This is a genomic window from Pseudomonas sivasensis (assembly GCF_013778505.1).
Taxonomy (GTDB): domain Bacteria; phylum Pseudomonadota; class Gammaproteobacteria; order Pseudomonadales; family Pseudomonadaceae; genus Aquipseudomonas; species Aquipseudomonas sivasensis.
In genome coordinates, this window is record NZ_JAAOWU010000003.1 from 204,382 (window position 1) to 229,020 (window position 24,639).

18 protein-coding genes are annotated in these 24,639 nt (G+C 61.2%); 2 read left to right on the plus strand and 16 right to left on the minus strand.

Annotation, left to right across the window (positions count from 1 at the left end; all coding sequences use genetic code 11):
* Nucleotides 1-27: 27 nt before the first annotated feature.
* From G9Q84_RS07295 to G9Q84_RS07315, 5 genes are read right to left on the minus strand one after another with little or no spacing between them, the layout of a single operon-like run.
* On the minus strand, nt 28-1,245 hold the full coding sequence (locus G9Q84_RS07295; RefSeq protein WP_122756136.1) for a beta-ketoacyl synthase N-terminal-like domain-containing protein: 1,218 nt from the start codon (nt 1,243-1,245) through the stop codon (nt 28-30).
* A complete protein-coding gene (locus G9Q84_RS07300; RefSeq protein ID WP_122756137.1) occupies nt 1,242-2,540 on the minus strand; it encodes a beta-ketoacyl-[acyl-carrier-protein] synthase family protein in 1,299 nt (432 codons plus the stop codon). Before G9Q84_RS07300 ends, G9Q84_RS07295 begins: the two co-directional genes overlap by 4 nt.
* On the minus strand, nt 2,537-3,598 hold the full coding sequence (locus G9Q84_RS07305; protein WP_233896887.1) for a beta-ketoacyl-[acyl-carrier-protein] synthase family protein: 1,062 nt from the start codon (nt 3,596-3,598) through the stop codon (nt 2,537-2,539). Before G9Q84_RS07305 ends, G9Q84_RS07300 begins: the two co-directional genes overlap by 4 nt.
* A 1-nt stretch (nt 3,599) precedes the next feature.
* Entirely contained in the window at nt 3,600-4,874 is a 1,275-nt protein-coding gene (locus G9Q84_RS07310) for a beta-ketoacyl-[acyl-carrier-protein] synthase family protein (protein ID WP_122680764.1), read from the minus strand.
* A gap of 9 nt (nt 4,875-4,883) precedes the next feature.
* Complete coding sequence (locus tag G9Q84_RS07315; RefSeq protein ID WP_122756138.1) at nt 4,884-5,453, minus strand: acyl carrier protein; 570 nt, start codon at nt 5,451-5,453, stop codon at nt 4,884-4,886.
* Nucleotides 5,454-5,778: 325 nt separating this feature from the next.
* Between G9Q84_RS07315 and nadA the strand changes: the two genes are divergently transcribed.
* Nucleotides 5,779-6,837 carry a quinolinate synthase NadA gene (gene nadA / locus G9Q84_RS07320; protein WP_032890946.1) on the plus strand — a complete coding sequence of 353 codons (1,059 nt, stop codon included), beginning with the start codon at nt 5,779-5,781 and terminating at the stop codon, nt 6,835-6,837.
* Between the two features lie 138 nt (nt 6,838-6,975).
* Here the strand turns inward: nadA and G9Q84_RS07325 are convergent, their stop codons facing one another.
* The 6 genes from G9Q84_RS07325 to gcvH form a co-directional block, all read right to left on the minus strand.
* A complete protein-coding gene (locus G9Q84_RS07325) occupies nt 6,976-7,464 on the minus strand; it encodes an RDD family protein (protein ID WP_032890948.1) in 489 nt (162 codons plus the stop codon).
* Nucleotides 7,465-7,558: 94 nt separating this feature from the next.
* Entirely contained in the window at nt 7,559-7,771 is a 213-nt protein-coding gene (locus G9Q84_RS07330) for a cold-shock protein (protein ID WP_014339904.1), read from the minus strand.
* A gap of 392 nt (nt 7,772-8,163) precedes the next feature.
* A complete protein-coding gene (gcvT, locus tag G9Q84_RS07335; RefSeq protein WP_181643065.1) occupies nt 8,164-9,288 on the minus strand; it encodes a glycine cleavage system aminomethyltransferase GcvT in 1,125 nt (374 codons plus the stop codon).
* Between the two features lie 39 nt (nt 9,289-9,327).
* Entirely contained in the window at nt 9,328-10,704 is a 1,377-nt protein-coding gene (locus G9Q84_RS07340) for an L-serine ammonia-lyase (RefSeq protein ID WP_122756140.1), read from the minus strand.
* Nucleotides 10,705-10,862: 158 nt separating this feature from the next.
* Nucleotides 10,863-13,700 (minus strand): aminomethyl-transferring glycine dehydrogenase, encoded by a 2,838-nt coding sequence (gene gcvP / locus G9Q84_RS07345; RefSeq protein ID WP_122756141.1) that lies wholly within the window; start codon nt 13,698-13,700, stop codon nt 10,863-10,865.
* Nucleotides 13,701-13,710: 10 nt separating this feature from the next.
* The gene (gene gcvH, locus G9Q84_RS07350) at nt 13,711-14,094 is read right to left on the minus strand and encodes a glycine cleavage system protein GcvH (protein WP_032890954.1); all 384 of its coding nucleotides are present in this window, start codon (nt 14,092-14,094) and stop codon (nt 13,711-13,713) included.
* A gap of 357 nt (nt 14,095-14,451) precedes the next feature.
* On the opposite strand from gcvH, the gene G9Q84_RS07355 reads away from it, so the two are divergent.
* Nucleotides 14,452-19,116, plus strand: coding sequence for a hypothetical protein (locus G9Q84_RS07355; RefSeq protein WP_164440465.1), 4,665 nt, complete (start codon nt 14,452-14,454; stop codon nt 19,114-19,116).
* A gap of 9 nt (nt 19,117-19,125) precedes the next feature.
* Here the strand turns inward: G9Q84_RS07355 and G9Q84_RS07360 are convergent, their stop codons facing one another.
* The 5 genes from G9Q84_RS07360 to arcA all read right to left on the minus strand — a co-directional run bounded on the left by G9Q84_RS07360 (nt 19,126) and on the right by arcA (nt 24,629).
* Entirely contained in the window at nt 19,126-20,634 is a 1,509-nt protein-coding gene (locus tag G9Q84_RS07360; protein ID WP_122756143.1) for a sigma-54-dependent transcriptional regulator, read from the minus strand.
* Nucleotides 20,635-20,824: 190 nt separating this feature from the next.
* Complete coding sequence (locus G9Q84_RS07365; RefSeq protein ID WP_032890958.1) at nt 20,825-21,187, minus strand: DUF5064 family protein; 363 nt, start codon at nt 21,185-21,187, stop codon at nt 20,825-20,827.
* 18 nt (nt 21,188-21,205) lie between these two features.
* Nucleotides 21,206-22,135 (minus strand): carbamate kinase, encoded by a 930-nt coding sequence (gene arcC, locus G9Q84_RS07370; RefSeq protein ID WP_095185751.1) that lies wholly within the window; start codon nt 22,133-22,135, stop codon nt 21,206-21,208.
* A 158-nt stretch (nt 22,136-22,293) separates the two neighbouring features.
* Nucleotides 22,294-23,304: an ornithine carbamoyltransferase gene (locus tag G9Q84_RS07375; protein ID WP_010208131.1), complete on the minus strand. Its 1,011-nt coding sequence runs from the start codon at nt 23,302-23,304 to the stop codon at nt 22,294-22,296.
* A gap of 68 nt (nt 23,305-23,372) precedes the next feature.
* Nucleotides 23,373-24,629, minus strand: coding sequence for an arginine deiminase (gene arcA / locus G9Q84_RS07380; RefSeq protein WP_032890964.1), 1,257 nt, complete (start codon nt 24,627-24,629; stop codon nt 23,373-23,375).
* Between the last annotated feature and the right edge of the window lie 10 nt (nt 24,630-24,639).

Consider the following 24,639-nt stretch of genomic DNA (forward strand, 5'->3'; position numbering starts at 1 on the left):
AAAGAGGAGGGTGTTGTACAAAAAACGTCAGGCGTTATTGGCCTGCTCGCTGTACTTCAATTGGTAACAAGCGCTGAAACCGTTGTCGTCGCGGTTGAGCACCAGGCAATCGGTGAGCGTCGTTGAATAGGGAGCGCCCATCACAAAGGGCAGGTGCGCGGCCACGGGTTGGCTTAGCCCGGCAATCGGTGGCACACGCTGGGCGAGCAGGGCGCAGCGGGCCAGGATCAGGTCCGCCAGGCTGGGAGCCGCACTGAGCAGGCCGGTCACCGGCACGCCACTGGTGATGTGGGCGCCGCCGGTGCGGCCCAGTACGTGGCTCAATTGCCGATCTTTGTCGGGCGTGCCGGTGCCAGTGCACACCAGCAGATCGGTTGGCTGGTCTGGCAGGTTCAGTGCCTCGATAGAGACATGGGCGGTCATTGTTTGCAGGCAGACCTGGGGTTCATCCCCCAGATCCTCGCGACGGCGCAACACCAGGGCTGCCGCGCCTTCACCCGCGATACCGCCCGTGCCTTGCGCGTCGAAAGCTCGCAGGGTCTCCGAGCCGTCCGCACTGATGGTGCCGGCCTGTACCAAGGCGCTGAGTGCCAGGGCATCGAGTTCGCTGCCCGCACCGACAATGATCGCGACATCAATGCGCCCGCTCTGCAACGCGGCACAGGCTTCACGCAAGGCTGCCAGGTTGCCGGAGACGCCCTGCATGTAGGCATTGCATTCACACTCCAGCTTGAGCGCCAGGCTGGTCACGCCCAGCAGGATATTGCTCAGGCCCTTGAGCACCAGGAACGGATCCTGCGCCCGCTCCTGCAAAATACGTCGGGCCAGCAGGTGCATGTCTGCCCCTTCGCCCTGGCGGCATTCGTGGAGCAATTCGCCGTAGGACGCCAGAGAAGGGTGGGTGTATCCACCCTGGCAGCAATAGAGCCCATAGGTCAGGCCGTCTGCACCGGGTGTCAGGTCGGCATCGGCCAGTGCCTGACGAACCGCGCTGACACCCCAGATGACGGCGGGCGTGCAGTAGCGTTGCAGGTTCTGCGCGAGGTCCTGACGACTGCGTTGATGATCGTCATAGTGGATCTGGCCAAAGGCCGTGACCCGCTCGCTATGAAACTGCAAGGAGCGCAATGGCTTGATCCCGCTGCGCGACTCGCAGGCCGCAGTCCAGAACGCGTCCACACCCCATCCGCTGGCCAAGACACAGCCGCTGCCGGTGATAGCGATGGGTGTTTGTGCGGCACTCATTGTGCGTGCTCCTGGTATTTGCCCAGCACCAGGCAGGTATTGAGCCCACCGAAGCCGAATGAATTGCTCAGCGCCACGTCAACTCGGCGGTTGACCGTCTGATGGGCGCAGTAGTCCAGATCACAGTCGTCGGCGGCGCTGTGCAGGTTGAGGGTCGGGGTAATCCGGTCGTGCTGGCAGGCCAGTGCGGTGACGATGAACTCGGGTGCGCCAGCGGCCGCGATCAAGTGCCCGAACTGGGACTTGTTGGCGCTGATTGCCAGCCGTCGATAGTGCTCGTCTTGGGCGAATACCGACTTGATGGCCAGGGTTTCGGCGGCATCGTTGAGCGGGGTGGACGTGCCGTGAGCGTTGATCAGGTCCACCTGTTGCGGGCGGATGCCGGCATCGTGCAAGGCGGTCTGCATCGCCAGGGCGGCGCCTCGCCCTTGCGGGTCGGGAGCGGTGACCTTGTAGCCGTCCAGGCTGCTGCCAAACCCCAGCACTTCGGCATAGGGCACGGCGCCACGGGCAAGGGCGCTCTCCAGGGTTTCGAGCACTACAAAACCACCGCCTTCGCCAGCAACCAGGCCGCTGCGATGGCGATCGAATGGACGGCAAAGCCCGTCGCCCCAGCGTTGCTCGCTGCTGGCTGCGCCCAACAGGTAAAGCGCGGTCATGGTGTCCAGGCTCAACACCGAGTCGGCCCCGCCGGCGACAGCTACGTCGACTTCACCCCGGCGAATCATCTGGAAGGCATTCCCGATGGCCTGGGACGCCCCGGCGCAGGCGCTGCTGATGTTGATCACCGGGCCTTCGCAACCGCTGTCGTCAGCGATCACCCTGGCCAGCCGGTCGTTGCTCTGGCACAGCGAGTGGGCCGCACTGACCTGGTCAGCCTTGGCCATCAAGTGGCGCCATGCAGGGCAAGCCTGCTGCTCGCCGGACACGGTCAGCAGCATGTCCTGAATGTTGTGGGCCGGTGCGCCGGACGCGCACAGTACGGCCGCATCGCGCAGTTGTACGGCGCTCAGGCCGCTGTCGGTGATCGCTTGGCTGGCCGCCACCCAACCCAACTGGCTGCGTTTTTCCAGGGGCATCTGCCAGGCGCGATGGCCTTTCAAGTAGTCCGGCAGTTGGCGGGTGTCTACTGGCGCAGCGTAACGCACCGGGAAGCTACCGTCGGCCACGCCTTCGGGTTGCCATGGGCGGATGCAGTGCTCACCGCGCAGCATCTGCGCCCACATTGATTGCCACTCGAAACCGAAACCGGTCACGGCACCCAGGCCGGTTATCACAATCCTTGGTGGGCTCATGCCTGTTTCTCCATGGCTTCTTTGGCCAGTAATACGGCGCCCCAATGGCCCGCACGGCTGTGATTGAGCAGCAATGTGTAGCCATCGCGCTGGTCGTGAAGGGTCAGGGCGATTTCAGTCAACAGGGCGCTTGCTCCCAGGTCGCCGGTCATGGGCCGGGAGCTGTGAAGCGTCGCCTGGGTGTCTGCGAGCAGAAGCGGCAGGAAGGGGGTGTCCGGCGCGGCGACGACATGTGCTACGTCGCGCAAACCTACTTTCTCTCGGCTTAATGCTTGTTGGATGACCTTGTGCGCCACGGCGTTCGAGCGTTCGGGGCAAGCACTGTAACCACGGGCGAACCCGGCGATGCGCAAGGCGCCGTGGGTTGGCGTGCACGACGTCAGCAACAGGCACGCTGCGCCTTCCCCATAACGATCCGGCGCCGGGAGTGCAGGCTGTTCGGTGCTGTCGCGCAGGTACAGCGCAGGCGAGAGGTTCGGGCTACTGCTGACCACAACCCCGGCGTCGGCCCGGCCACCGGCGATGTGTTCGAACGCCTCAATCAGCGCATCGACTCCCGCATTTCCCTGTGAGCAGAAACCGCCCATCGGGCCACGGCAGTGCAGCGCCTCGGCTACATAGGCCATGACGCTGCTGTTGAGCATCATCAGTGCGTGCAGCGGCGGGGTATAAGCGAAGAGTTGTGCGAGCAGTGCGTCCGGTTGTTCGGCGATGGCCTGCACGGCTTCCCAGCAGGAACTGGGGCCGTCCACTTCCGGAATGGCGGCCATCAGCGCCACGCGCTCGCCAGGCAGGTGCAAGTCATTCAACGCGCCGGCAAGCTGCCCGGCGCAATACAGCAAACGGGCGCCCTGAGGTTCGACGCTGCGTTGAATCTTGCGGTCGAACACCGTGGTGGGCAGTCGCGGTACGGTCACGGGATAGGCCAGGTGGTCCGGGGCAAAATCCAACGGCTGGGCAGCCCGCACCGGGCCATGTAAATCGGCGCACTCAGTGCCTGCGTGATTGAACACCGACGCAGCGATCAAGTAGACGGGTTTTGTCTGGAGGCTGTTCATTTCATGCATTTCCCAACACCAGCGAACTGTTGACGCCGCCGAAACCGAACGAATTGGACAGCACCACCTTGATGGGCTGTTGCTGGGCTTCGGTCAGGAAGTTCAACTCAGGGAACTCGGCATTTGCCGGGTCATAGTTAAGGGTGGGGAGCAGCACGCCTTGCTGCAGACTCATCAGTGACAGCACCGCCTCAATGGCGCCGCTGGCCGCCAGGGAGTGGCCAATGGCCGATTTGTTGGCGGTGAATGTCATCGTGCTCACGGCGGTGCCGAATACCCGCTCAATCGCCAGGGCTTCACTGCGATCGTTGGCCTGGGTCGAGGTGCCATGGGTATTGACGTGATCGACGGCGTCGCAGTCCAAGCCGGCATTCGCGATGGCGGCTTGCATGCAGTGGGCGTAATGGCTGCCATCGCGGCTGCTGGAGGTGATTTTCTGCGCTTCGCAATAGTTGGCGTAACCCAGGACGCGGCCGATCGGGGTGGCCTTGCGTCGTTCGGCATGTTCCCTGGACTCCAGCACGATCATTGCCGCGCCTTCGCCGAGGACGAAACCGCAGCGGTCGTTCATGAACGGGCGGCTCTGTTGTTCGGCAGTGAGGTCGGCCCGCTGGCAAATGGCACCGAGGCCGTCGAAGCTGTAATAGGACAGTTCATGGGCCATCAACTCAACGGCGCCACAGATGGCCAAGTCGATCTCGCCGCGCTCAATGGCGCGAAACGCACTGCCGATCGCCATGGTGCCGGCCGCGCAGGCATCGGAATGGGTGCTGATATGGTCGCGAATGCCGAGCAGGTTGGCGATGTGCCAAGTCTGCTGATCAATCCGTCGAGCAAACGGGCCGCCCGCCAGTGTGTGCTGATCCAAGTAGCGATCAAGGTCGACGCTGCCGGCGTCGTCCATATAGCGGCTGGCCTCTTGCAGGTCACGGCTCACGCAATGCTTGTTGGCGCCGAGGAACACACCGCTGGCCGCGCGGGAGAAGTCCGCGGGAACCAGGCCGGCCTGCTGGAGCGCTTGCCTGGCAACAAACTCCGCGAGCAGGCACTGACGGGGCAGTGGCGTGGCGCCCACCGCAACCTGAGCGCCAATGGCGTGCCACTGGTCGTGATCGATATAACCTGCGGCGTTTACCGCAAAACCCAGCTCGGCAAACACCGGGTGTTGACGAATGCACGACCGCTTGGAGCTGATCTGCGAAAACAACGTTGCAGCGTCCAGTACCGTGGGCGCTACCAGCCCGTAGCCTGTGACTAAAACCTCTCGCGGCCCCATGAAAAACTCCTAGGCCGTTTCTGGCAAACGGGACGCGGCAAACTGCTCTACTAGTTGGCGAGAAATTTCGTCGCCTTCCAGCGGCGTCAGTCGCGCACTGCAACCGCCGCACACCACTTGGCGACGCTCATTGAGACGTGCATGCTCGGCGTTGCACTCAGGGCAGGTGGCGGGCAAGTGGTCAAACATCCGGTAGCACTGTTCGGCCCAATTGCGCACGGTCGTGGCCGCGAACACATCTGTCGGCTGCATGCCTGGACGCAATTGGCCGGGCGCAAATGCGCTCAGGCTTTGCTCCAGAAGGTCTACGCCGGACTGGGTGATACGGCCTTTTTCGACCAGCTCGCTCACGTCGCCAAACACCGCTACCGCATGGTCCAGCACGCTGGTCTTGGGCAATGTGCAGCCGTAATGGCGACCTAGCTGAAAACTCAGGTCGACGATATCCAGGGAGTCGGCATTGAGGTCCTCGACGATGCTGCTGTGTTCGTTCACCTCTGTGAGGTCCATCACCAACAGCTGCGCGAGGATTTCGCGGGTAGTGGTAATGACGCTGTTCAAGTCCAATGGATTGTTCATCGGCTATCTCCCTATAACGCGTGAATGGGGGGCTAAGCAGTGGCGCTGAGGGGCCATTTGCTTGAGGTGATGTGTGAAGGCGGCGCAGCGTAAACCCTCCCCTGAGGGGGAGAGTCAATGTGCCATTACCCTTTTTTGTCGGACAATCGAACGCGTCAAAAGCCAGATTAGGCTTTTGAATCCATTCGATATTCTGTAGCCTTGCGCAGCTTCACTTTTAGCCGTGCTTGATGAACACAATCACTTCGTCCGGCGGCGCCCGAAGGGCTCCAGAGCCGGTGGTACACTCGACTTTCGCGCTACTGCGCCTGCAGGTCTTGCGAACATGACGCAGATATCTGAACGCCTACTGGTTCAAGCCCACCTCGACGCCAAGCAGCCCAAGGCCCTCAGCGCCGATGAAGAGGCGAGCCTGCGTGCCGCCATCGCCGCCGAGCTGAAAGCTCAGGACGCGGTATTGGTTGCCCACTTCTATTGCGATCCGGTGATCCAGGCCCTGGCCGAAGAAACCGGCGGCTGCGTCTCCGACTCCCTGGAAATGGCCCGCTTCGGCGCCGCCCACCCGGCCAAGACCGTACTGGTCGCCGGTGTGCGTTTCATGGGCGAGACCGCCAAGATCCTCACCCCCGAAAAACGCATCCTCATGCCAACCCTGGAAGCCACGTGCTCCCTGGACCTTGGTTGCCCGGTCGATGAATTTTCGGCGTTCTGCGACCAGCATCCCGAGCGCACGGTGGTGGTGTATGCCAACACCTCGGCGGCAGTCAAAGCCCGAGCCGATTGGGTGGTGACCTCCAGCTGCGCGCTGGAAATCGTCGAAAGCCTGATGGACAACGGCGAGACCATCATCTGGGGACCGGACAAGCACCTGGGCACTTACATCCAGCGTCAGACCGGTGCCGACATGCTGCTGTGGGACGGTGCCTGCATCGTCCACGAAGAGTTCAAGTCCAAGCAGCTCGAAGACATGAAGGCGCTATACCCCGATGCAGCGATCCTGGTACATCCAGAATCGCCGACCGCGGTGATCGAACTGGCGGATGCCGTAGGTTCTACCAGCCAACTGATCGCTGCGGCGCAACGACTGCCGAACAAAACCTTTATCGTCGCCACCGACCGCGGCATCTTCTACAAGATGCAGCAGCTGTGCCCGGACAAGGTCTTCGTCGAAGCGCCCACGGCCGGTAACGGCGCGGCGTGCCGCAGTTGCGCGCATTGCCCGTGGATGGCGATGAACACGCTGGAGCGCACGTTGCAGTGCCTGCGTGAGGGCAGCAACGAAATTTTCGTCGAGCCGTCGGTGATTCCTCACGCTGTTCGACCGCTCAAGCGCATGCTGGATTTCACTCAGGCGGCGCGCCTGAAGCTGGCGGGCAACGCCTGAACCGAGGCGAGCTCGGTTAAAAATGTGAGAGGGGGCTTGCCCCCGATGACGGTGTATCAGTCAATAGAAATATTGAATGTAGAGCCGCTATCGGGGGCAAGCCCCCTCCCACATGTAGATCTTTAATTAAGAAGGGTTTTATTTCTTTTGCTTCGGGATGCGCACTAACTGGGTGTCCGAATAGATGTCATGCCAGCCGCGTTTCTGTTTATCGAACAACGCCCAGATAAACCCCAGCCCCACGCACAACCACGACGCAATCGACACCACAAAGCGCAACAGCGCCTGCCACAGGCTGATGCGCGAGCCATCGGCGTTCTGCACGCGCACGCCCCACACCTGCATGCCCAGGGTCTGCCCGGAATGGGTCCAGAACTTGGCGAAGAAGCCGAACAGCACAAAGAACAGAATCGTCGACAGCAGCGGGTCGCCGTCCAGGGCACCGGATTCGGTGAGGGTGCGCATCCTGGCTTCGCCTAGAAATGCCATCCACACCAGCTTGTAGATAAATGCGGTGACGATCAGCAGGGCGGTGCACAACAGGAAGTCATAGAACATCGCTGCCAGGCGACGGCCCAGGCCAACGGCGGGGAATTCGCCTTGGGGGCTCAGCAGGGGTTTGGACATGGCAGGATTCTCTGAGGAAAAAACGCATTTTACGGAATCGCGTCCATAAAAAAGCCCCTGATGTCATATCAGGGGCTTTTTGTCGCAGTAAGGATCAACCTTCTGCTTGTACTTCGTCAGCCTGCATGCCTTTTTGGCCCTGCACCGCAACGAATGTCACTTTCTGGCCTTCTTTGAGGCTCTTGAAACCGTTGCCCTGAATAGCGCGGAAATGCACGAACAGATCCGGACCGCTTTCTGGAGTGATAAAACCAAACCCTTTTTCGTCGTTAAACCACTTGACGGTACCGCTCTGACGATCAGCCATTTTCTTATTTCCTTGACGCTATAAATTAATGACAGCCCCTTTCACATGAAAGAGTACTGGGCTGGGTTGCAGGAAAGTAAGAGACGTCGAACGGGTTGTAGCACAACTACTTCAGCTACTGCCCAGGTCCAGGTTCCAAGCGACCCATGCAAACACAGTGGGCAAACTCTACGCCAACTAATAGAGAAAAAACAAGCCCTGCAAAACTCCATGTTTTGCTCGGCCGCATGACACTTCGTTGAATAATGTAGAGCGGACTTATTCGATAGATTTGCTCACTTGTTATAGCGGTACACCTATAACAATAACTATCGTGAATGCACTGTTTTATGGCGGTTGCGTTACAGATTAGTGCACGTTAACGCAACCGCGTTACTTATAGGAACAGTCAATCAACCACGATAGTAACGCTGTGGCACGAATGGCATTTTACTTACACGAAGCGGCACCTTTTTCCCACGCACCAACGCAGAGACTTCGGTATCCAGTGCAATGAATGCGCTGTCCAGGTAACCCATGGCCAAAGGGCCGCCGAGGCTTGGGCCAAAGCCGCCGCTGCAAACGTTGCCGATCACAGTGCCGTGCTCATCGACAATTTCTGCCCCTTCGCGCACCGGAGTGCGTTCCTGGGGTAACAGGCCGACGCGTTTGCGGCTCACACCGGTCTGCTGCTGGGTGAAGATTCGGTCGGCACCCGGGAAGCCGCCGGCGCGTGCGCCATCGGCACGGCGGGCCTTGGAGATGGCCCACAGCAGGCTGGCTTCAATCGGTGTGGTCTCGGTGTTCATGTCGTGGCCGTACAGGCACAGGCCGGCTTCCAGGCGCAGGGAGTCGCGGGCGCCCAGGCCGATGGCCTGTACTTCGCTCTCGGCCAACAGGCTGCGCGCGAGGCTTTCGGCATTGGCCGCAGGCACGGAGATTTCAAAGCCGTCTTCACCGGTATAACCGGAGCGGCTGACGTAGCAGTCCACACCCAGCAGGCGCAGGGAAGCGAACTGCATAAAGGTCATCTTGGTCACTTCCGGCGCCAGGCGCGCCAGCACCTTCACCGCTGCGGGGCCTTGCAGGGCAAGCAGGGCGCGTTCTTCGAACAGCGGCTCGATGGTGCACTGATCACCAATGTGTTTGCGCAGGTGCGCCAGGTCCTGGTCCTTGCAGGCGGCGTTGACCACCAGGAACAGTTCGTCGTTGTCCAGGTTGGCGACCATCAGGTCATCCAGGATGCCGCCTTGCTCGTTGGTGAACATTGCGTAGCGCTGCATACCTACCGGCAGGTCGATGATGTCCACGGGCACCAGGGTTTCCAGGGCCTTGGCGGCATTGGCGCCGGTCAGGCGGATCTGGCCCATGTGGGACACGTCAAACAACCCGGCGTGTTCACGGGTGTGCAGGTGTTCCTTCATCACACCCAGTGGATATTGCACCGGCATGTCATAGCCGGCGAAGGGCACCATGCGTGCGCCCAGTTCGATGTGCAGGGCGTGCAATGGGGTTTTCAACAGGGTTTCGGTGGACATATTCAGCTCCTGAAAAACGTGCTGCCGCGCCTTTAGGCGTCAGCACTCGATAATGTTGACCGCCAAACCGCCACGGGCGGTTTCCTTGTATTTGCTTTTCATATCGGCACCGGTCTGGCGCATGGTGCGGATGACCTTATCCAGCGAAACGAAATGCTGCCCGTCGCCGCGCAAAGCCATGCGCACCGCATTGATGGCCTTCACCGAGCCCATGGCGTTGCGCTCGATGCACGGCACCTGTACCAGGCCGCCAATCGGATCGCAGGTCAGGCCGAGGTTGTGTTCCATGCCGATCTCGGCAGCGTTCTCCACTTGGGACACGCTGCCGCCCAGCACTTCGCACAGCGCGCCGGCAGCCATGGAACAGGCCACGCCGACTTCGCCCTGACAACCGACTTCGGCGCCGGAGATCGACGCGTTTTCCTTGTACAAAATCCCGATGGCGGCGGCGGTGAGCAGGAAGCGCACCACGCCGTCTTCGTTCGCGCCTGGGATAAAGCGCATGTAGTAATGCAGCACGGCCGGAATGATCCCGGCTGCACCATTGGTGGGCGCCGTGACCACGCGCCCGCCGTTGGCGTTTTCTTCGTTGACCGCCAGCGCGTACAGGTTGACCCAATCGAGCACCGACAACGGATCACGCAGCGCCGATTCCGGGTGCTTGCACAGTTGGCGATGCAGCGCGGCGGCACGGCGTTTGACCTTCAGGCCACCGGGCAAAATCCCTTCATTGCGACAACCGGCGTCCACGCAGTCCTGCATCACCTGCCAGATTTTCAGCAGGCCAGCGCGGGTTTCCGCTTCAGGGCGCCAGGCACTTTCATTGGTCAGCATCACTTGGCTGATGGACAGGCCGTAAGTGGCGCAATGGCCGAGCAAGTCCTTGGCGTGCTTGAAGGGGAATGTCAGCGGCGTGGCATCTTCGACAATCCGGTCGGCACCGGCGGCGTCTTCATCCACTACAAAACCACCGCCGACCGAGTAGTACTCGCGGCTGCGAATCTGGATGTTGGCAGCGTCGAAGGCACGAAAAATCATGCCGTTGGGATGGTAGGCGAGGGGCTTGCGAATCATCGCCAAGTGTTCTTTCTCGTTGAACGCAATGCTGTGTTCGTCGAGCAGGTTCAAGCGGCCATCGCTGCGCATCTGTGCCAGGCGTGCGGCGACGGTTTCAGTGTTCACGGTGTCCGGGTGTTCGCCTTCCAGGCCAAGCAACACAGCCTTGTCGCTGCCGTGACCTTTACCGGTGGCGCCGAGGGAACCATAGAGTTCCACCTTGATGCTGCAGGTGGTGGTCAGCAGGTTGTCACGTTTGAGGCCTTCGACGAATCGAGCGGCGGCGCGCATGGGGCCGACGGTGTGGGAACTGGAGGGGCCGATGCCAATCTTGAACAGGTCGAACACGCTTAAAGACATGAGTGGTTCTCCGGTTTCTTATTATGTTTTGGGTGTACTCGGTCAGTGTGGGAGGGGGCTTGCTCCCGATGGCAGTGCGTCAGTCAACAGAGATGTTGAATGTAAAACCGCCATCGGGAGCAAGCCCCCTCTCACATTTGATTGAGTTCAGCCTCAGGTTACGCGTAGCTCTCGATTGAAGGGCATGCGCATACGAGATTGCGATCACCAAACACGTTGTCGACCCGACCAACCGGCGGCCAGTACTTGCCTTCGATCAGCGAAGCAAGCGGATACACCGCCTGTTCACGGCTGTAGGGGTGGCTCCATTCGCCCACCAGTTCCGCCGCAGTGTGCGGAGCGTTCTTGAGTGGGTTGTCGTCCTTGTCCAGGGTGCCGTTTTCCACTGCGCGGATTTCTTCGCGAATGGCGATCATGGCGTCGCAGAAGCGGTCCAGTTCTTCTTTGGATTCACTTTCCGTCGGCTCGATCATCAAGGTGCCGGCCACCGGGAACGACATGGTCGGTGCGTGGAAACCGAAGTCGATCAGGCGCTTGGCCACGTCATCCACGCTGATACCGCTGCTGTCTTTCAGAGGGCGCAGGTCGAGGATGCATTCATGCGCCACCAGGCCGTTGCTGCCGGTGTAGAGCACGGGGTAGTGCTCTTCCAGGCGGCGGGAGATGTAGTTGGCATTCAGGATCGCCAGTTGCGAAGCGCGCTTCAGGCCCGCGCCGCCCATCATGCTGATGTACATCCAGGTGATCGGCAGAATGCTCGCGCTGCCGAACGGTGCCGCACAGACCGCGCCTTCTTTGCGCTCCATGGCCGCGTGGCCCGGCAGGAATGGCGTGAGGTGGGACTTGACGCCAATCGGGCCAACGCCCGGGCCGCCACCGCCGTGAGGAATGCAGAACGTCTTGTGCAGGTTCAGGTGGGACACGTCGCCGCCGAACTTGCCCGGGGCGCAGAGGCCGACCATCGCGTTCATGTTAGCGCCGTCGATGTACACCTGGCCGCCGTTGTCGTGGATGACGCCGCAAATCTCGCGGATGCCTTCCTCGAACACGCCGTGGGTAGACGGGTAGGTGATCATCAGTGCCGCGAGGTGATCGCGGTGCTCGATGGCCTTGGCGCGCAGGTCTTCAATGTCCACGTTGCCTCGGGCGTCGCAGGCGGTGACGACGACGCGCATGCCAGCCATGTTGGCGGTGGCCGGGTTGGTGCCGTGGGCCGACGACGGGATCAGGCAGATGTCGCGGCGTTCGTCGCCACGGCTCTGGTGATAGGCACGAATGGCCAACAGACCGGCGTATTCGCCTTGGGAACCGGCGTTCGGCTGCAGCGAGATCGCGTCATAGCCGGTGGCCGCGCAGAGCATGGCTTCCAGGTCGGAGGTCAGTTGCAGGTAGCCGGCGCTTTGTGCGGCTGGTGCGAAGGGGTGCAGGGCACCGAATTCGGCCCAGGTCACCGGGATCATTTCGCTGGCGGCGTTGAGCTTCATGGTGCACGAGCCCAGCGGGATCATGGTGCGGTCCAGGGCCAGGTCTTTGTCTGCCAGCTTGCGCAGGTAGCGCATCAACTCGGTTTCGGAGTGATAACGGTTGAACACCGGGTGGCTGAGGATCGGCGACTGGCGCAGCAGCGCGGCCGGCAGGGTGCTCTCAGTTGCCGCGAAGGCTGGCAGGGCCTTGCCGTCGGCGAAGATCGCCCACAGGGTTTCGATATCGGCTGGGGTGGTGGTTTCGTCCACCGACAGGCCAACACGCTCAGCGTCCACCACACGCAGGTTGATGCGCTGGGCGCGGGCCTTATCGTGCAGGGCGGCGGTGTGGGCGCCGGTGTTGAGGGTGAGGGTGTCGAAGAAGTGTTGCTGCTCGACGTTCAAGCCCAAGGCAGTCAAGCCTTTGGCCAGGATCGCGGTCAGCTGGTGAATGCGCTGGGCGATCTGGGTCAGGCCTTTAGGCCCGTGGTACACGGCGTACATGCTGGCGATGTTGGCCAGCAGCACTTGGGCGGTGCAGATGTTGCTGGTGGCCTTCTCGCGGCGGATATGTTGCTCGCGGGTCTGCATGGCCAAGCGCAGGGCCGGCTTGCCGAAGCGGTCAACAGACACACCGACCAGACGGCCCGGCATGTCGCGCTTGAACGCATCCTTGGTGGAGAAGTACGCCGCGTGCGGGCCACCGAAGCCCAGCGGCACGCCGAAGCGTTGCGCGCTGCCGATGGCTACGTCGGCGCCGAATTCGCCCGGAGGGGTCAGCAGGGTCAGGGCCAGCAGATCGGCGGCCACGGCTACCAATGCGTTGGCGGCGTGGAAGCGTTCGGTCAGTTCGCGGTAGTCGAACACGTCACCGTTGCTGGCCGGGTATTGCAGCAGGGCGCCGAAGAACGGGCTGACGTCGGTCAGTTCACGCTCATCGCCCACAACCACATCAATGCCCAGCGGTTCGGCGCGGGTACGCAGCACGTCGAGGGTCTGCGGGTGACTGTGCACCGAGGCGAAGAAGGCGTTGCTGCCTTTGTTCTTGCTCAGGCGTTTGCAGAAAGTCATGGCTTCGGCAGCGGCAGTAGCTTCGTCCAGCAGCGAGGCGTTGGCGATCGGCAGGCCGGTGAGGTCGCTGATCAGGGTCTGGAAGTTCAGCAGCGCTTCCAGGCGGCCTTGGGAAATTTCTGGCTGGTACGGGGTGTAGGCGGTGTACCAGGCCGGGTTTTCCAGCAGGTTGCGCAGGATCGGTGACGGCGTGTGGCAGTTGTAGTAGCCCTGGCCGATGTAGGTCTTGAACAGTTGGTTCTGGCTGGCGATGGCCTTGATCTTCGCCAGGGCCTCGGCTTCGCTCAGGCCGTCTTCCAGGCCGAGCACGCTGGTGCCCTTGATGCTTTCCGGGATCACACTGGCGCTCAGGGCTTCCAGGGAGTCAAAGCCCAGGCTGGCGAGCATGTGCTGCTCATCTTCCTGGCGCGGGCCGATGTGGCGGGCGATGAATTCGTTAGCGGTGCTGAGATTGATCGTCATGGTGCGCTCCTCAGGCTTCAGCGTTGGCTTTGATCAGGCGGTCGTACGCATCCTGATCCAACAGCTTAGCCACTGCGTCGGCATCGGCCGGTTTAAAGCGGAAGAACCAGCCTTCGCCCATTGGATCTTCGTTGACCAGTTCCGGGCTGCCATCGAGCTTGTCGTTCACTTCGAGGACTTCACCGTCCAACGGCATGTACACACCGCTGGCAGCTTTTACCGACTCCACGGTGGACGCTTCGGCGCCCTTGTCATAGGTCTGCAGCTCAGGCAGTTGCACGAAAACCACATCACCCAGCGCGTTCTGCGCAAATGCGGTAATGCCCACGGTGACGCTGCCATCGGCTTCGGCACGCAGCCATTCGTGATCTTCAGTAAAACGCAACTCGCTCATGGAAATTCCTCAGGGCCAGATTCGTCTGGTGGACGGGATTGGAATAATGGGGAGTTACTTAGCAAGATCGCGGCCAATGTTATTAATCACTTATAAATCAATAGCTTAATAATTTTGGCTGCGACATTGGCCACGGCGGCTGTAGCGATTTCGATACAGCGCGGTGCGCGAAAAAAAGCCTATGTGGATCAAAGCCTTGCATGGCGCGTAAAAAGCAGGGCTGTAGCGATATCGTTCCGCTGTAGCGCTTTCAGTACGGTGAAGGTCGCTTTCAGCCCTTTGTGCAAGATAGATGTACTGCTTTGGGCCTTCCCTGACGCTTTAACGTGCCGTGATCTCGTTATCAGGATGCATCCCATGCGTGCTTCAACTGCAAATTCTCCGGAGCTCACCCAGGCGCGGATGTCCCGCGATTACTTATCCAAAGTGTTTGCCCATCGCTTGAGCCTGACCGCTGTGGCCCAGTCCATGATCCAGGGCTGGCTGGAGGAGCGGTTCGTCGGTGCGCGCCTGCGGGCGCCCACTGCCTGGATCGGTGTGATACAGGCTGGCGGTGGTTACACACAGCTCATCACGTTGAGCGATGCGCTGATCAAACGCTGCATGAGCGGCGAAGCGCTGAACTACACGCCAGGCCATCATCAACTGCTGACTCGCTCGGGCGAGCGGGTGTTCGAGGCGGTGACCGACGCGATCACCGTGGACGACATCGAACAGATGCTCAACGCCCTGGCCCCCGGTGTGCTGGAGGGGTTTGCCGAGCGGTTGGTGGACTACTGGAACGAGCGCGTGTCGGACGGTTCGGCGCACAGTCGCTGGGACGCGGTCGGCCGCCAATTGCGTGCGTGCCTGATGACGGCGCGGCAGAACCCGCCACTAAGCTCGGAGCACGCGCGCGCGCTGCTGGGGCAGGGCGATGAACATACCCAGGTCTGGAGCGACCGCGCGGATCGCGAAGCGTTGGGCCAGCCGCATGTATTGCGGATCTATCAGGTGTTTGCGGTCCAGAACGAACGCCAGGGCGAATGGCTGCCTTTGCTGGTGTTGCAACGTCAGGTGCAGGGCCAGCGTGTCACGCTGCTGTACGTCCCGGCGCTGAACCTGCTGACGCTCGATAACCTCGACGCGTTGGGCAATCTGTTGCCGCGCTATATGAACCACTATTTGCCCGGGGTTCCCGTCCACTGGGTGCTGCGTGAGCCCGAGGGCAACGTGTTCGATGCCCTGGCCCAGACGTTGCTGGAGCGCCAGTTGCGCAGCCTGTATCGAGTCGATTGGTCGGCACTGCCGGAGATTGGCAGTTATGAACAGTTGTTTATTTCACTCACCTCACCGCTGGCCTGGTTCGACCCCGACGCACTGCAGCAACCCCACGAAGAACAGTTGCCGCTCTGGTTGCAACTGGCCGGCAGCGCAGATCGTCTGGTTTATGGCCAGTGGCTTGAGCGCCTGCAGCAAACCACCGGTGGCGCATCATTTCTGGATGGCCTCGACTCAATAGATGTCTACGCGCGCAACGCCCTGCGCCGGCAAATGCGCCTGGACCGCCCCGGCCAGGCGATCATCGACCCGGACGATTACCAACTGACCTTCGAGCGCACCCAGGGCGGCACCGTTGGCTGGACCCAACGCACCGCCAGGACCTTGACCCAATGGTCACTGGAAAACCCCTTCGTCACGGCATACGCCAGCGTGCAGATCAGCCATCAGACCCAGCCGGAAAGCGTACCCGGCTGGCTGACAGCTGCGTACCTCAAGCAACTGATCGAACGCGTGGACGTGGGCAAGCACTATCCGACGCTGCTTGAGCGCGCGTTGATTTCGGACCCGGTGGACTGCCCACGGCGGCGTCGCTTGTTTGTTGATCAGATGACGATCCAACTGCCCATGCGCGCCTTTGAAAACAGCCTGCGCCGGCGCCACGGTTTTACCCGGACCGGCGCCCTGGTGGTGCGCACGATGCTGCAGGAAGACCCGCTCAAGCGTGTGCTCAGTGGCGAGGTGATTGTGGCGCGGCCCCTGGCGTTCCTGCTCCATGCCGGCGGGCGTGCCCACAAGGCGGACAACCTGTTTGTGATCGGCCCGCGCGATAACAGCCCGCTGCCCCACATTCTTTATCGGCCGGATCACGTCGACGCCGTGTTGCAACAATTCCCCAGTCGCCAGGCGCTACTTGATGAAATCGCCCGCGTCGACAGCGATCTGCAGCGCCTGGTGCTGCAACGCTTGCCGGACGCCAGTCGGGCGTTGTTCGGCAATGGCGGTTTTCTGCGGCCCCACGTTCAGCGTTTTCTACCGGGGGATGAATACGACGCGCAGCCCACTTCAAGCCCGGTCCTGCTCAGTGATGAAGTGATAACCGGTGATTTTCTGGCGGTCGTGTTCGATGAAAACGCCCACAGCCTCTGGCAACTGGCGGTGAAGCAGTCGGCGTCCAACGAGGCGTTGCGCTGGGCCGTGTTCAAGAATGATCTGTGGCAATTGTTCAATGCGCTGCTGCCCATGATTCGCGGGCCGGTGGCGGTCGCGGGCTGGCTGTTTCAAACCTTCAAGACGTTTCGCACGGTCCTGGCGCTGCCGCCAGACGCCAGCCAGGAAGACGCCGCCGCTGCCCTCACCGAACTGATCGGTAGCCTGGCCGGGTTGCTCCTGAGCCCGGTGGTCAAACTGGATGAACGTTTGGGCCTGAGTGCGAGCAAATCCGTCACCACCGGCACGGTGCACACCACGGACGTCATCCCGGTCGGCCACGTTCGCCAACCAACGTCGACGTTTGCCTGGCCGCGTTCGCTCGCGGATATCACCGCCATGGATTATTCCTGGGCTAATTCACGGCTCAAGCTCAATCCGCAGCAGCAGGCAAAGCTTGAGACCTTCCAGTGGGCGCCTGGTCGGGGAGAGCGTGGGCCCGACAGGCCCGCGGTGTTCTCGGCCGACAGCCCGGTGCGCGGCCAGGTCCAGGTGCTGCGCGACGGTGGCGCTGCGAGCCAGGAAAACTACACGTTGCTCGACAGCAAGGTGTATGGCGTGACGGCAGTGGAAGGTGGCTGGCGAATAGCCGATCTCAGGGATCCCCAGCGCCTGGGGCCGTGGCTCAGGAAAAGCCCGGATGACGTATGGAAAGTCGACCTCGGCCTGCGCTTGCTCGGTGGGCAGAAGAGAAGCCCGGCTGCGCGGCGCTATGCGCAAGTCGAGCGCAAGAGTCTCTTGATTAAGGATGAGTACGACGCGGCTGTCGCTGAACTCATAGCGTGCGAACGCAAAGTGAAGGCAGCCGAAAGCCTGTGCGAAAAGGCCCATTCAAGCGCTGAAGGGCAATTTACCGACCAGCACCGGCGCGATGCCAGGATGCGCTTTTTGGCGGAAATGGAAAAACAAGAGGGCGCGCAACAAAAACAACTCAATCTGCTTATCCGCAAGAACAGCATTAAGCCCATGGATGGTTTTGAAAGAGAGCATTGCGCGCAACTGAAGACCATGCTGGAAACCATGCGCCGACGCATGTACGTATTGACCTTCAATCGTCGTGAGGAGCAGTTGCCACCAGCGCGCATAGAGCAAGTGACCGCGCAGTTTGAGGATGCTGACGTGACGGTGTCCCAGGCCGCCGAGCGTGTGCTGAACGAAGAAGCGCATAAGATCGGCGAGTTTCAGCAATCCATGGTTAACCTGAGCTTCTGGGAACGGGTGTTCTACCAGCGTTTGCAGGGTATACCTGGCTATAAATCCTTCGTCGGCGACTTGGCGCCTTCGTCCTATGGTGCGCCGCTCGACTGGAGGACGCTGCAGTTGCAGACCCTCAAACAGATGATCTGGCGTCGACGGCCGACGCCCGAAGAACACGACGATTGCATGCGGGTCAAGGGGGCGATCGACGAGGCGATTCAATCGGCCCAGTCGCAAAAAACCATTGATGAAGCGGGCGTGCTCAGTGTGCAGCAGCGCATTGAAGGTATTCGGGCGATTCTGCACGAGTACGCCAGCACCCTGGCGATACTCGCGGAGTACCGCGAAGCACTGCCGGAGGTGATTCACAGCGACAATGAAGTGCCTGTGGAGTCGACAATCCTCAGTCTGGATCAAGAGTCCCGAATATCGTTGGCCAAACTGCTGCGCGAGCAGGAGAGTAGCCCCCAGGCCACGGCATTGCGACGCCCTGGCGCCGATCAACGGCTGGTCCGTGACTCGAAAAAACGCTACCAACTGGGGCGGGTGCGTGCGCGTACGCCGGATTCGGGTGAAGAGATCGTCGACCTGATCAGCCCGGTTGATCAGCGCGTGGTGGTCAGTTTGCAGGAGCGGGCCGGTTCAACTGAGTTCGAAGCGATTGCCGAGGCGGCGCCTGTTGTGCCGCGTCCTACACGTTCCCTGGAAAACCTCAAGGGCGACGCCCGCCGTTTGTTGCAACGCGAACCCATGGTGCTGCAACAGGCGCGCAACGAGGCGCTCGGCAATACCCCGCCGGAGAACGTTGAGGCGCGGCTGACGCGGCAATCCGCGACCGTCCGGGCGGTTGCCGACAAGTTGCGCAAGGCGCTGCCAGCCGCGCCCGATGTTGTGTCGCAGACGTTGTTGGATGATCTGGAGAAGGTCGCGCGGCGGTACCTGGAACAGGGGCGATTGTTGCGCATCGAGATGATCAAGCGTATGCCGCCCAATGAAAGCGGGATCGCCTGGCTTCATGCTCAAGACCAACTGCAGATCGTGCGCATCGAGGGGCGTATTGCCCTCAAGCGCGTCGATGATTTTTTGCAGGAGTATGTGGTCAAGGACAAGCTGGGCAGGGTGCTGGCGTACGCGCACTTTCATTATTTGACGCCCACCGCAGCGGATGCCGATTTCAAGGCCGGGCATCTGAAACTTCCGGAGCAGCGCTTCACTAGTTTCCGCAGCCTGGCCGACAAGACCGATTCGGATGTGGTCGCGATCTATTACTCGCGCATCAGCGCGCCCATGGCCGAGCGGCTGTTCTTTCGCGCAACTGACTCGGTCAAGCACCGAGGGCGGCGGGCGTTCTGGTGACGATTGGGTTCAGGATTTGCCGGGAATGCCGTACTTGCGCAGGCGATGGGCGATGGCGGTGTGAGAGGTCTGCAGGCGGCTGGCCAGTTGTCGGGTCGAGGGGTAGCTGACGTAGAGCGTCTCCAGCAGGCCGCGTTCGAAGTCCTCGACCGCCTGTTCGAGGCTGTCGACTTCGCCGTCGCTCTGGCGTGCCACTGAGGTGCCGGCGATGTCCAGATCGCCGATGTCCACCAGGCTGCTTTCGCAGATGGCGGCGGCGCGGAAGATCACGTTCTGCAACTGGCGCACATTGCCTGGCCAGCGATTGCCCAACAGCGCCGGGTAGGTGCCTGGCGCCAGGCGGCAGACCGGACGCTGGATCTGCGCGCAGGCTTGCTGCATGAAGTAACGCGCCAGCAACAGAATGTCCTGGCCACGCTCGCGCAGCGGCGGTACTTCGACGTTGAGCACGTTGAGGCGGTAGAACAGGTCTTCGCGGAACGTGCCTTCGGCGACCATTTTTTCCAGGTCGCGGTGGGTGGCGCTGAGGATGCGTACATTGACCTTCACTTCACGGTCGCCACCCACCCGACGAAAACTGCCGTCATTGAGGAAGCGCAGCAACTTGGCTTGCAGGTACGGTGACATTTCGCCGATTTCATCGAGGAACACCGTGCCCTGGTTGGCCAGCTCCATCAGCCCCGGCTTGCCGCCGCGCTGGGCACCGGTGAAGGCGCCGGGGGCATAACCGAACAGCTCGCTTTCGGCGAGGTTCTCCGGCAGCGCCGCGCAATTCAACGCCAGAAACGGTGCGCTGTGGCGCGTGCTGATAGCGTGGCAGGCGCGCGCCACCAGCTCTTTGCCGGTGCCGGTTTCGCCCTGGATCAACAGTGGCGCATCCAGTGCCGCGACCCGTTGGGCACGTGCCTTGAGGGTGCGGATCGCCGGTGATTCGCCGAGCAGCGCATCAAAGCCCTCGGCGTGGTCGTGGTGCAGCGCCGACAGTTGTTCGCCGATGCGGTTGGGTTGGTACAGCGTGAGCAGGGCGCCGGCGTCGGTGATCGGCGTGGCATCCAGCAGCCAGGTCTGACCGTTGATGCTGATCTCGCGCAAGGGCAGGCGAAAGCCCTGCTCCAGCAAGGTATCGAGCAACGCCATGTCATTGAAAAGCTCGGCGATACTTTCCCCGGCCGGTTCGCGTCCGTACAACGCAATCAGCGCCGGGTTGGCCAGCAGGATCTTGCCCGCACTGTCCAGGGCCAGCACCGGGTCGGTCATCGCTGCCAGCAAAGCATCGAGTTGCAGGTGGCGGCGTTGGCCGGGGAGGATGTCCACCACCCTTACCGCTTGCACGCCCTGAACGCTGAACAGCGCGTCGCGCAACTCTTCCAGTACCTCGGCGCTCAGGGTCGGGGCGTCGATGTAGACGTTGGGCGGCACCATTTCCACCGCATCCAGGTTGAGATTGCGCCCACCGAGCAAGGCCAGGACTTCCTGGGTAATGCCGACGCGGTCGATGAAGCTGACGTGGATACGCATGGGGCGCTAACAATTCTGGGGAGCGGGAGGCGGCAAGTATGCCTTGGCGCGGATGGAGATCAAAATGTGGGAGGGGCGGTGCGACGATTCGACTTGCTCCCGATAGCAGGGTGTCAGTCAGCTTACTTTCAGTTGACACACCGCCATCGGGAGCAAGCCCCCTCCCACATTTGGAGCAGGGTTGTGTCAGTTATTCCAAGTGCTCAGGCTTGATCGGGTCGCCGGATTTCACATCCAACTGATGCCGCACATCCTCGAACATCTGGTCGTACTGCTTGTGCATCGAGCCATTCAACACCGCGATCTTCGGCATCCCGTACTTCTGCGCGATGTTCATCGCGTGCCGCGCGAAGTCGAAGGCCTGGTCCTTGGGTAGATAGAACTCTTCGTTGATGTCCTTACCCTGCACCGAGCCGTGCAGCTTGAACAGCATGCCCGTGCCTTCCTTTGGGTCCTGGCTGACTTCATAGTCAATGCACAGGTTGTAGCTGTAGTCGTCCTTGTTAAGGGCGTGACGTTCGACGTGCAGGTGACCGGGTTCAAAGGTGGCCATAGGCGTATCTCCTCTACTTCACAGATAGGTGATGCCAGGTGTTGCCGTGCTGATGCGCGTGCCGGCGCTGCCCTGGACGATGGCTTCGATGTCCGAGAGTGAACCGATGACCGCAGTTTTGCCAGTCTGACGGGCGAATTCACAGGCGGCCTGCACCTTGGGCCCCATGGAGCCGGCGGCGAAGCCGAGTTTTTCCATGTCATCGGGATGGGCCTGGCCGATGGCCTTTTGCGTCGGTTTGCCAAAGTCGATGAACGCTGCGTTGACGTCGGTGGCGATCACCAGCAGATCGGCGTTCAGTTGCGAGGCCAATAGCGAAGAGCACAGGTCTTTGTCGATGACCGCTTCAATACCTCTGAGCTTGCCGTCTTCACCGTACATGGTCGGGATACCGCCACCGCCGGCGCAAATCACAATGGCGCTTTTTTCCAGCAGCCATTTGATCGGGCGGATTTCAAAGATGCGTTTGGGGCGTGGGCTGGCGACGACGCGGCGATATTTATCGCCATCCGGGGCAATGGCCCAGCCTTTCTCGGCGGCGAGTTTTTCCGCTTCTGCCTTGGAGTACACCGGGCCGATGGGTTTGGTGGGGTTCTGGAAGGCCGGGTCCTTGGCGTCCACTTCCACCTGGGTGAGCAGGGTGGCGAACGGCACTTCAAAGTCCAGCAGGTTGCCCAGTTCCTGTTCGATGATGTAGCCGATCATGCCTTCGGTCTCGGCGCCAAGCACGTCCAGCGGGTAAGGAGAGACGCTGGTATAAGCGGCCGCCTGCAACGACAACAGGCCGACTTGCGGGCCATTGCCGTGGGCGATCACCAGCTCGTTGCCGGAGTGAATCTTGGCGATCTGTTCGGTGGCGATGCGGATATTGGCGCGTTGGTTGTCTGCGGTCATGGGTTCACCACGGCGCAGGAGGGCGTTGCCGCCCAGGGCTACGACGATGCGCATAATTCAATCCTTCTATGGGTGTGAACACAGAGGCCAATGTGGGAGGGGGCTTGCTCCCGATAGCGGTATGTCAGGCAACTTATCTGTAGCTGATCCGCCGCCATCGGGGGCAAGTCGAATCGTCGCACTGCCCCTCCCACACTTAACCCGTGTAGCCTTTAGATATCTGCGAGTGCCGACACCAGGATCGCCTTGATGGTGTGCATGCGGTTTTCCGCTTGCTCAAAGGCGATGTTGGCCGGCGACTCGAAGACGTCCTCGGTCACTTCCACGCCATTGGCCAGGTTCGGATACCGCGCGGCAATGTCCTTGCCGACCTTGGTCTCGCTGTTGTGGAACGCCGGCAGGCAGTGCATGAACTTCACGCGTGGGTTGCCCGAGGCTTTCATCATCTTGGCGTTGACTTGGTACGGCAGCAGTTGCTCGATGCGCTCGTCCCACGCTTCCACCGGCTCGCCCATGGACACCCAGATATCGGTGTGGATGAAGTCCACGCCTTTGACTGCTTCTTTCGGGTCTTCGGTGATGGTGATGCGTGCGCCGCTTTCCTCAGCAAACGCCTGGCATTGCTTGATGAAATCTTCATGGGGCCACAGGGCTTTCGGCGCGCCGATGCGCACGTCCATGCCGAGCTTGGCGCCGATCATCAGCAGCGAGTTGCCCATGTTGTAACGGGCGTCGCCCAGGTAGGCGTAGCTGATGTCATGCAGCGGCTTGTCGCTGTGCTCGCGCATGGTCAGGGTGTCGGCGATCATTTGGGTCGGGTGGAATTCAGCGGTGAGGCCGTTGAACACCGGGACCCCGGCGAACTTGGCCAGTTCTTCGACGATTTCCTGTTCGAAGCCACGGTATTCAATGGCGTCAAACATGCGGCCCAAAACGCGGGCGGTGTCTTTCATGCTTTCTTTGTGGCCGATTTGCGACGAAACCGGATCGATATAGGTGACGTGGGCGCCTTGGTCATGGGCCGCCACTTCGAACGCGCAGCGGGTGCGGGTCGACGTTTTTTCGAAGATCAGCGCGATGTTCTTGCCTTTGAGGTGTGGGCGCTCGGTGCCGGTGTATTTGGCGCGCTTGAGGTCGCGGGACAGGTCCAGCAGGTAGTTCAGCTCGCGAGTGGTGTGGTGCATCAGCGAGAGCAGGCTGCGGTTGCGCATATTAAAAGCCATGGTGGATCTCCTTAGGTTTCGGTTATCCCCTCGGCTGCTGCTGGATAAGCAGCGGCCAAGGCCAAAAATTAATAGTCGATAGGGTCGCGGATGATCGGGCAGGTCATGCAGTGGCCGCCGCCACGGCCACGGCCGAGTTCGCCGGCGCTGATGGTGATGACTTCCACGCCAGCCTTGCGCAGCAGGGTGTTGGTGTAGGTGTTGCGGTCGTAGCCGATCACCACGCCTGGCTCCAAGGCCACTACGTTGTTGCCGTCGTCCCACTGCTCGCGCTCGGCGGCGAAGCTGTTGCCGCCGGTCTCGACCACGCGCAGGGCCTTGAGGTTGAGCGCGGCGGCAACGGTCTCGAGGAAGTTGGTTTTCTCCCGTTGGATGTCGATGCCGTGGGGCTTGCTGTCGTCAGGGCGCAGGGTGAAGGGCACGATCTGGTTGACCACTTCCGGGAAGATGGTCACCAGGTCGCGGTCGCAGAAGCTGAACACGGTGTCCAGGTGCATCGCCGCGCGGGATTTCGGCAGGCCGGCAACGATCACCCGTTCCACAGCTTTGTTCTTGAACAGGTTGCGCGCCAGTTGGCCAATGGCCTGGTGGGACGAACGCTCGCCCATGCCGATCAACACCACGCCATTGCCAATGGGCATGACGTCACCGCCTTCCAGTGTGGCGGCACCGTGTTCCTGGTCGGGGTCGCCGTACCAGATCTGGAAGTCGGCGTTGGTGAACTCGGGATGGAATTTGTAGATGGCGCTGGCCAGCAGGGTTTCCTGGCGTCGCGCCGGCCAGTACATCGGGTTGAGCGTCACGCCGCCGTAGATCCAGCAGGTGGTGTCGCGGGTGAACTGGGTGTTGGGCAGCGGCGGCAGGATGAAACTGGCGTGGCCGAGGAAGTCGCGGAACATCTCGATGGTCTTGCCACCGAAGCTGCTCGGCAGGTCATCGGCCGACACGCCACCAATCAGAAACTCGGCGATCTTGCGCGGCTCCAGGCTGCGCAACCAGGAGCTGACTTCATCGACCAGGCCCAGGCCCACGGTGTTGGAGGTGATCTTGCGTTCCAGGATCCAGTCCAGGGCTTCGGGGATGGCAACGATATCGGTCAGCAGGTTGTGCATTTCCAGCACATCAATATCCCGCTCGCGCATTTTGGTCACGAAGTCGAAATGGTCGCGCTTGGCCTGGGCCACCCACAACACGTCATCGAAGAGCAGTTCATCGCAGTTATTCGGGGTCAGCCGTTGGTGGGCCAAGCCTGGGGAGCACACCATGACTTTGCGCAGTTTGCCGGCTTCGGAATGTACGCCGTACTTCACTTTTTCCGTGGTCATTACAGATCCT